Here is an 8,766-nt window from a genome sequence, read left to right as displayed (position 1 = left end):
GGGTCGTTGCGGGGGATTCGGCCGTCCACGTCGGTGAAGCCGAACTCCTCGGCCAGATCAGCGACCTTCCACGCCTTTCCGCTGCGCGCGAGCCGATCGGGGTCGGCGGCGAGGGCGACAACAGCCCGGCCGGGGAAGCGTGGGGTCTCGGCGTCGTCGAGGTCGAAAGTCCCTTCGCCGGGCAGGGACACCAGGCGGCGGCCCTGTTCGTCGGCGGGAACCAGCTGTAGCAGTTCGGTGTTCACGATTCCGGGCCACAGGGATACCGCGGTGGTGGCGGTGCCGTGGAGATCGTGGGCGAGGTCTGCGGTGAGCCGGTCGAGGGCGGTCTTGGCGACCCCGTACACCGCGTTGTGCATGTACCGCCGCGAACCGGGGGAGGAGATGTTGACGAGCAAACCCTTCGACTCGATCAGCAGGGGCGCGGCGAAAACGCTGGCCGCGTAATGGGATCGGACGCCGATGTCGAAGGTCTCGTCCCAGGCCGCCGCGGGCACCTCCCAGAACTTGCGCCCCAGCCAGCGGGCGGCGGCGGGGGAGTTGTAGACATTGTTCACCAGCACATCGAGGCGCCCCTGTTCGGCGCGCACCCGGGTGAACAGGTCCTCGACCGCCGCGTCGTCGCGGTGATCGCAGACCACCGCGATGCCGAGTCCGCCCAGGGCGGTCACCTCGGCCGCCGTGTCGTGAACGGTGCCGGGGAGTCGGCCCGGGGCGGTCGTTCGGCCGGTGACGTACACCGTGGCGCCCGCCGCGCCGAGTTCCTGGGCAATGCCTTTGCCGATACCTCGGCTGGCTCCGGTCACTACCGCGACCCGTCCGCCGAGAATCCTGGGTGTTCCGCTCATGGCCTCCGGACACTACCTTGAAAGAGGAACACGTTCTAGATTCTTGGAGGTGCTGGTGGAACCTCGGCAACGATTCCTGGACGTCGGCGACGTCCGGCTGCACGTGACCGAGCAGGGGCAGGGGTATCCGGTCGTGTTCTGTCACGGCTTCCCGCACACCGGCTACATCTGGCACCGTCAGCTCGCGGCCGTCGCGGCGGCGGGCTTCCACGCCATCGCGCCCGATTTGCGCGGCTACGGGCGCACGCAGGCGCCCGCCGATCTCACCGCGTACACAAATCTGGCCGTGATCGGTGATCTGCTGGCCCTGCTCGACGACCTCGGCGTCCGGCAGGCGGTTTTCGTCGGTCTGGATTTCGGGGCGCAGTTGGTGTGGGAGTTGTCGTTGCGCGCACCCGATCGGGTGGCCGCCGCGGTGATTCTGAACAATCCCTTCGCCCCGCGCCCGCCCCGCCCGCCGTCGGATTTCTGGACGAAGGCCGCCGAACGCCATTTCCTGCACCTGTCCTATTTTCAGGAACCCGGTCGCGCCGACACCGAACTCGCCGAGCGCCCCCGCGAATTCCTCGCCAGGGTCTACTACTCGCTCTCCGGCGACTACCACTATCTCGACACGTGGAAGAACCCGCCGGGCCTCGGCTATCTCGATGTTCTGCCGAAGGCCCCCGACCTGCCGTGGAACTGGCTCAGCGAGCCGGAATTCGACACCCTCGCCACGGAATTCGAGCGCACCGGGTTCACCGGCGGCCTCAACTGGTACCGCAACCTCGACCGCAACTGGCAGCTCACCGAATCACTGGCCGATCGCCGGGTCGCGGTCCCGACCTACTTCCTCTACGGCGAGAACGACCCGGACATGGAAGGTTTCAGCGGTCGCGATCCGCTCGCCACGCTCCGGGCGAATGTGACGGATCTGCGTGCGGTGGTGGAGGTTCCGGGGGCAGGACATCTGGTTCACCTGGAACGAACGGAACCGGTGAACGAGTTCGTCCTCGGCGCGCTCGGTGACCTCGCGCCGCAGCCGTGACCGGGCGTCAACGTGCGCGGTCGTAGACGAGGGCGAGCTCACCGGACGCACCGGCGGTATGGCTGGACAGCGTCCACCGCGAGGCGGGCAGTCCGTCGGTGAAGAACGGCGCTCCACCACCGGCGATCTCGGGAACGATCATCAGGTGCAGCCGATCGATCAGGTCGGCGGCGAGCAGATCGGCCACGATGGTCGGGCTGCTGTTGACCAGGATGTCGCCGGTGCCGGAGCTCTTCAGCTCGGTGATCACCTCGGTGGCGGGTGCGTTCACGACGCGCGTGCGTTCCCAGGGCGATTCGGTGAGTGTGCGTGACAGCACGACCTTGTCCACGTCGACGAGCCATTGCGCGTAGGCGCGGTCGCGCGGGTCGGCGTTCTCGTCGGCGGCGACGGACGGCCAGTAGCCGAGGAACCCTTCGGCATTGGTCCGGCCGAGCACCGCCGTTGTCGCCCCGGCGTGAATTCCGCCGAGATAGTCGCGGGCGGTGTCGGTGCTCGCGTAGGTGACGATGGCGCCGAGATCGGATGGTCCTGCGGCGCCGTGGTAGCGGCCGTCGAGGGTGAGGCTGATGTTGGTGGTGACGCGGCGAGTGCTCATGAGTGCAGTTTCCTGTCGAGATTGTCGAGGACCTGGGACCAGCCGGTGTCGATTCCGGCGATGAAAGAGGCTGCCGCCACTGTTGTTTCGGTGACGACGAGGTCGAGCCGCAACCGGGCGGCCCGCCCGTCGGGCTCCACGGTGAGGGCGTAGCGGCCGGTGAAGGAGACTGCTCCCGCCGCGTCGAGCACCGACAGGTCGAAGGTGAGACGGTGGCCGACGGTGACCTCGTGCACGCGTCCGGCCGACCGGTAGTGTCCGCCGTCGTCGTCGCGGTAGTCGAGCACCACTCGACCGCCCGGGATCGGTTCGATCCGGCAATCGGTGACGGTCATCGACGGCGGCACCCACCACCGGGCGAGCAGTTCGGGGTCGACCCAGTGCCGCCACAGCGCCTCGGGGGCGACGTCGAAGGTCCGCTCGAAGGTGAAGGTGCGACCGTCGGCCCAGCGATTGTGCTGTGCGGCAGCCATTTCCGCGTCGATGGCGGCCCGGTACCGTTCGACCACATCCCGCTCGTCCGCGTGCTCGGCGAGGGTGGCGAGCACCGTGCGCAACCGAGCGTCGAACTCCCGCAACGGATCAGGCTCGAGTGCGTAGACCCGTCGCTGGCCGAGTGGGAACACCGAGACCAGGCCCGCCTTCGCGAGGGTCTGCAGGTGTTTGGTGGTCTGTGGCTGGCGCAACCCGGTGTGGGTGGCGAGTTCGCCGACCGACCGAGGTCGTTCGGCGAGGAGTTCGACGATCCGCCACCGGGCGGAGTCGCCGAGTGCTGCTGCGATCTCTTCCATGGGAAGAAGTATTCTCTAAATGGAATATTCCTGTCAAGGAATATGACTGTGGCCCCCGGCTGGAAAGCCGGGGGCCACATGTCGAACGGGAGCCGGATCAGTCGCGGAACGCGTCCTTGACCTTCTCGCCCGCGTCCTTCAGGTTGGACTTGGCCTGCTCGCCGCGGCCCTCGTTCTGCAGATCGCGGTCGTCGGTCGCCTTACCGGTGGCCTCCTTGGCCTTACCGGCCAGTTCCTCGGCCTTGTTCTTCGCCTTGTCTGCCAAGCTCATGGCATTCCTTCCGGACAGATCGCTCGACCACACGTGGTCGGTGGGCCATCCTTGGGACCCACGGAGCGTCTACCCGGGGTCGTGGAAGACAAACAGGACCTAGGTGAGAAGGTCGGCCAGATCACCGATCACCTCGTCGGCGCCCGCGGCACGAAGCGCGGCGGGTCCGGTGCCGCGATCGACGCCGACCACCCGGAAACCACCGCGCCGACCTGCCTCGACGCCCGAGACGGCGTCCTCGACGACGATTGTGTGTGCCGGTGCGACACCCAGGGCGTCGGCGGCGGCGAGATACATCGCCGGATCCGGCTTGCCCGCCAGGCCGTCCCGCTCGACAGCGATGCCGTCGACGATCACCGCGAACCTGTCGAGCAGCCCGGCGGTGTCGAGCACCAGCACCGCATTGCGCGAACTCGACACCACGCCCATCGGAATCCGCAGTGCCGCAAGGGCATCCACGAGCCGTTGGGAACCGTCGAACACGTGGACACCGTCGCGGCGCACGATCTCGGTGAACCGCCCGTTCTTCCGATTGCCGAGGCCGTGCACGGTGGCCGCCTCGGGCACGTCGTCCTCGGTTCCATCGGGTAGCCGCAGCCCGCGTGAGGACAGCACCGCCCGTACCCCGTCGACCCGTGGTCGGCCGTCGACGAGGCGGTAGTAGTCGTCGTCGGTGAACGGCGCGACCTCCGGTGGCAGGAACTCGGTGAACAGGGTGGTCCACGCCCGTCGGTGGACCGCGGCGGTATCGGTCAGCACCCCGTCCAGGTCGAACAGCACGGCGGCGGCCCGCTGTAGCGGCAGTCGATCGGTCATGAGACGACGCTCTGCGGCGCGCGTACCTCGACGATCTCATTCGGCGGCACCCGCACCGGGTCGCCCCACACGGTGATGGTCTCGGCGGGACCGTCGCCGATCAACTCGAACCGGGCATCCTGGTGGCCGAGGTCGACGCGCACCCTGCGTCCGCGCCAGCACACCGAGAAGCGCAGCCGCTCCCACGACGACGGCAACACGGGGGAGAACCGCAGCCCCGCGCGGGTGGCCTGGAAACCGCCGAAGCCGTGCGTGGCGGCCTGCCAAGTGCCCGCGGCCGCCGCGATGTGGATGCCGTCCTCGGTGTTGCCCTGGTTGTCGTCGAGATCGACGAATGCCGAACGGGCGAAGTATCTTTCGGCGGCGTCCGCTTCACCCACCTGGAGGCCGACGATGGCGTGGATCGACGGGCTCAGTGAGGATTTGTGCAGGGTTCGCGCCTCGTAGAACGCGTAGTTCTGCCTGCGTGTGTCGAGTGAGTACTCCTCCGGCAGCAGATGCAGGAGCATCACCACGTCGGGCTGTTTGACCAGGGAGGTGTCCTCGCAGGTGAGGTGGTCGCGGCCTGCCGGGAATCGGGGCATGCCGTTGTCGTCCCATTCGGTGATGGGGACGACGGTGCGGTCGAAGTAGCCGTCGAATTGTTCGATCAGCCCGCAGTCGGGGTCGACGGGCACGCGGAGGCGTCGGGCCGCGTCCAGCCACTGTTCGGCTTCGGTGGCCGACAGTGCCAGCGATTCACTGTGGGCGGCGAGCAGTTCCGGCTGTTCGGTGGCCATCCGATGATGGACCGCCGCGGCCTGTTCCAGATGCCAGCGCACCAGCCGGTTGGTGTAGGCGTTGTTGTCGACGTGGGAATGGAATTCGTCGGGCCCCATCACGGTGCGCAACACCAGCGCCGCGCCCTCGGGTTCGCACCGCCGCACCCAGTAGCGGGCGGTGTCGAACAGGATCGGCGCGCCCTCGGTGAACAGGTAGGCGTCGTCGCCGGTGACCTCGGCATAGCGCATGACGGCGTAGGCGACATCGGCGGTGACGTGCAGCTCCTCTTCCCTGGTGTAGAAGCGACCCGAGCCGTCACTGGTGTACTGCGGACACTCCTCGCGGCCCGTGTCCGCCGACTCCCACGGGAAGCGTGCCCCCGGGGCACCGTTGTCGGCGGCGACCTCGCGCGCGCCGGGCAACGTGTGGTGCCGGTAGCCGAGCAGCGCACGGGCCGCGCGCGGCTGAGTGAACAGGTAGAACGGCAGCAGCATCACCTCGGTGTCCCAGAAGACGTGGCCGCGATACCCCTCGCCGGACAGGGATTTGGCGCCGATGCTCACCGTCGGGTCGTCGGGGTCGGCGGCGATCAGCAGGTGATAGACGGCGAAGCGCAACGCCTGGGCGACGCGGTCGTCGCCGACTACCTCGCAGTCCGACGCCGACCACAATCGCTGCCACGCGGCCGCGTTCGCCGCACTCGCCTGTTTCAGATCCGCGACCCGTGCCACGGTCGCTCGAGCCCGATCGGCGGGCGCGGCACCGGCTTTCGGGTCGCGACTGGTGGCGATGCCGACGAACTTGTCGACCCCGACGGTCTCGCCCGGCGCGAGGGCGAACTCCGATTCGACCGTGATCGATTCGTGCCCGCGCTGCTCGACCCGGCGCTCGGGAATCCCGGACAGCTCGACGCGCAGTGCGTAGGCCAGATCGATACCGCTGTCGATCGTTCGGCACTCGAGCGTTCCCACGCCGTCGACGAATCCTGTTCCGGTGGAACGCAAGTGCGTGGACAGTGCCCACTTGTCCCACTTGCGGTCGTACCCGAACTCGGTGCCCTCGGGGTAGGCGGGCAGTCGCTCGAGGTTGCGTCGGTGCCCGTCGATGCCGCTCCGGATCGTCACCGAGGCGGTGCGATCGAGGGCGGTCACCCGGACCCGCAGGCAACACAGATCGCGATCGGCCATACTCGCGAACCGTTCGGTGCGCAGCACGAATCTCGCACCGTCGGGCAGGGCGAATTTGGTCTCGCGCGCGAGGACGCCCCGGCGCAGGTCGAGCTCGCGGCGATGGCCGAGCACTGTCGCCGATTCGGTGTCGAGCCGGGTCCCGTCGGCGAAGACCTCGGTGACCAGCCAGTCCGGCGCGTTCACCAGGTCGACGACCGGGGCGTCGAAGGCGTCGTAGACCCCGGCCAGAAAGGTGCCGGGCAGCGAGCCGGTATGCCGTTCCTCGAGCGAACCCCTGGTGCCGAGGCGGCCGTTGCCGACGGTGAAGAGGGTCTCGAAGTAATTGGCGCGGTGCGGATCCCACTCGTTCTCGACTACGGTCCACGGGTTCATGGCGGCACTCCGGGAGCTGATCGAAGGGGTGGATCAGGCGGTCGCGGTTGGATGTTGGTAGCCGGTGGCCTCGTCCATGTCCTCGAGCGATTTGCCCTTGGTCTCGGGCACGAATCTCGCGACGAACAGCAGCGACAGCAGGGCGAAGACCGCGTACATGCCGTAGGCGAAGCCGAGAGAGAACGTCTTGAGGCTGGGGAAGCTCACCGTGATCGCCCAGTTGGCCGCCCACTGACCGGCCGCGGCGAGCGAGAGCGCAGCGCCGCGAATGCGATTGGGGAACATCTCACCCAGCAGCACCCACACCACCGGACCCCAGCTCATACCGAAGAACACCACGAACAGGTTGGCCGCGACGAGCGCCAACACGCCGGGCGCACCGGTCAGATGGGGTTCGAGCACGCCCTCGGAGTTGAGCACCTGGGGTGCGGTCCCGAAGCACACCGCCATGGTGGCCAGGGTGATCGTCATACCGATGGAACCGGTGAGCAGCAGCGGCCTGCGTCCCACCTTGTCGACCAGCATGATCGCCACGATGGTTGTGACGATGTTGACCACCGAGGTGAACACGCTGATCTGGAACGAGCTGGACTCCTCGAAGCCGACCGCCTCCCACAGCACGTTCGAGTAGTAGAAGATCACATTGATGCCGACGGCCTGCTGGAACACCGAGAGCATCAGGCCGATCCAGACGATCGGGTAGATCTTGCCCGCGGGGTTGCGCAGGTCGCGCCACGACGGCTTGGTCTCGCCCTCGAGGCTGTGCTCGATGCGTCCGATCGTGACCTCGAGGTTGCGCTCGCCGAACAGCGTCGACAGGACGCTGCGTGCTTCGGGGAGCCGGTGGGTGGCGACGAGGAAGCGCGGTGACTCGGGGATGGTCGAGGCGAGCAGGCCGTAGACCACCGCGGGCACCGCCATCGACAGGAACATCCACCGCCAGGCCTCGAGTCCGAACCACAATTGCTCACCGGCCCCGCCCGCCAGGTGCGCCAGGACGTAATCGACCAGCAGCGACAGGAAGATGCCGAGCACGATGGCGAGCTGTTGCAACGAGCCGAGCCGACCTCGGATGTGGGCGGGCGAGGTCTCGGCGATGTAGGCGGGCGCGATCACCGAGGCCACGCCGACGCCGAGCCCGCCGACGACGCGACCGAGCACCAGCACCCACAGGTCGGGGGCGAAGGCCGTGCCGATCGCGCTGATCAGGAACAGCAGGGCGGCGATCTTCATGACCTTGATACGCCCGATGCGGTCGGCGATGCGCCCCGCCGTCATGGCACCGGCCGCCGCGCCGAGCAGCGCCGAGGCGACGGCGAAGCCGAGCGCGGCGTCGGCGACGTCGAATTCGTCCTGGATCGCGGCGACCGCGCCGTTGATCACGGCACTGTCGTAGCCGAACAGCAAACCGCCGAGCGCCGCTACCGACGCGATCCGGACGACCTGCCCGTTGTTCGCGGATTCGCCGTCCGGCAGGTCCGGCTGGTTGGTTGTCGCGCCACCCTCATGCATCGGTCGATCCTCTCCGCGGCGAGGCGAGCGCCTCGCGGGCCGACCGTGACCCGGGTCAACGGAAGGCCGTCCGAATGGAACTGTGTACAGGCGGAACTCTCCGCCGATTGTCGCACCCGCGCCGACACACCGGCCGTCACGCGCGCCGGGCGAGCCGCCGTCGTATTCGACCGGCCGAATTCGGGTAAAGCGGGCAACGAGGCCCGGATCGCCGGGCCGATCGCGAAGAAAGGCGAACGATGACGCTACGGAGGAAGGCCTGCGCCACCGCGCTCGCCGCGGCCGCGCTCGGTGTGCTGGCCGCAGGATGCGGCGAGGTGGAGAAGGCGGTCAACAAGGGTGGGGACACCCCGTGCAGTGAATTCACCGGGCAGGACACGGAGAACAAGCGCACCACCGTCACCAAGTTCCTCGAACAGGAACGCGGCGAGGACGCGCAGATCGATCAGAACACCGTCGACCTGTCGATCGGCGCGATCGATTTGATGTGCAGTGCCCAGGCCAACCCGGACACGCCCATCAAGGAGGCTGATCTCACGGGCGCGCTGGTCCCGAAGTAGCCGGATGCGGTAACCCTAC

The 8,766-nt window shown here is 68.0% G+C and carries 9 protein-coding genes; 2 read left to right on the top strand and 7 right to left on the bottom strand.

What is annotated here, in order from left to right; translation table 11 throughout:
* Positions 1-848 (bottom strand): SDR family NAD(P)-dependent oxidoreductase (locus tag NC7_RS23450; RefSeq protein ID WP_067986722.1); only part of this gene is annotated, 848 nt, incomplete at its 3' end.
* Positions 849-900: 52 nt separating this feature from the next.
* Between NC7_RS23450 and NC7_RS23445 the strand changes: the two genes are divergently transcribed.
* A complete protein-coding gene (locus NC7_RS23445; protein WP_444980003.1) occupies positions 901-1,875 on the top strand; it encodes an alpha/beta fold hydrolase in 975 nt (324 codons plus the stop codon).
* A gap of 7 nt (positions 1,876-1,882) precedes the next feature.
* Here the strand turns inward: NC7_RS23445 and NC7_RS23440 are convergent, their stop codons facing one another.
* The 6 genes from NC7_RS23440 to NC7_RS23415 all read right to left on the bottom strand — a co-directional run bounded on the left by NC7_RS23440 (position 1,883) and on the right by NC7_RS23415 (position 8,187).
* Positions 1,883-2,473, bottom strand: coding sequence for a dihydrofolate reductase family protein (locus NC7_RS23440; RefSeq protein WP_067986685.1), 591 nt, complete (start codon positions 2,471-2,473; stop codon positions 1,883-1,885).
* Complete coding sequence (locus NC7_RS23435) at positions 2,470-3,264, bottom strand: metalloregulator ArsR/SmtB family transcription factor (protein WP_067986684.1); 795 nt, start codon at positions 3,262-3,264, stop codon at positions 2,470-2,472. The genes NC7_RS23440 and NC7_RS23435 overlap by 4 nt, the downstream gene beginning before the upstream one ends.
* 97 nt (positions 3,265-3,361) lie before the next feature.
* Positions 3,362-3,535 carry a CsbD family protein gene (locus NC7_RS23430; RefSeq protein ID WP_067986682.1) on the bottom strand — a complete coding sequence of 58 codons (174 nt, stop codon included), beginning with the start codon at positions 3,533-3,535 and terminating at the stop codon, positions 3,362-3,364.
* Positions 3,536-3,634: 99 nt separating this feature from the next.
* Positions 3,635-4,351: an HAD family hydrolase gene (locus tag NC7_RS23425; RefSeq protein ID WP_067986680.1), complete on the bottom strand. Its 717-nt coding sequence runs from the start codon at positions 4,349-4,351 to the stop codon at positions 3,635-3,637.
* A complete protein-coding gene (locus NC7_RS23420) occupies positions 4,348-6,675 on the bottom strand; it encodes a glycoside hydrolase family 65 protein (protein ID WP_067986679.1) in 2,328 nt (775 codons plus the stop codon). The genes NC7_RS23425 and NC7_RS23420 overlap by 4 nt, the downstream gene beginning before the upstream one ends.
* Positions 6,676-6,708: 33 nt before the next feature.
* Positions 6,709-8,187, bottom strand: a complete 1,479-nt coding sequence (locus tag NC7_RS23415) for a sugar porter family MFS transporter (protein ID WP_067986677.1) — start codon at positions 8,185-8,187, stop codon at positions 6,709-6,711.
* 239 nt (positions 8,188-8,426) lie between these two features.
* On the opposite strand from NC7_RS23415, the gene NC7_RS23405 reads away from it, so the two are divergent.
* A complete protein-coding gene (locus NC7_RS23405; protein ID WP_067986673.1) occupies positions 8,427-8,747 on the top strand; it encodes a hypothetical protein in 321 nt (106 codons plus the stop codon).
* The last annotated feature ends 19 nt before the right edge of the window (positions 8,748-8,766 follow it).

The organism is Nocardia caishijiensis NBRC 108228, from assembly GCF_001612825.1.
Lineage (GTDB): Bacteria > Actinomycetota > Actinomycetes > Mycobacteriales > Mycobacteriaceae > Nocardia > Nocardia caishijiensis.
This window is presented reverse-complemented; position numbering and strand designations above follow the sequence as displayed.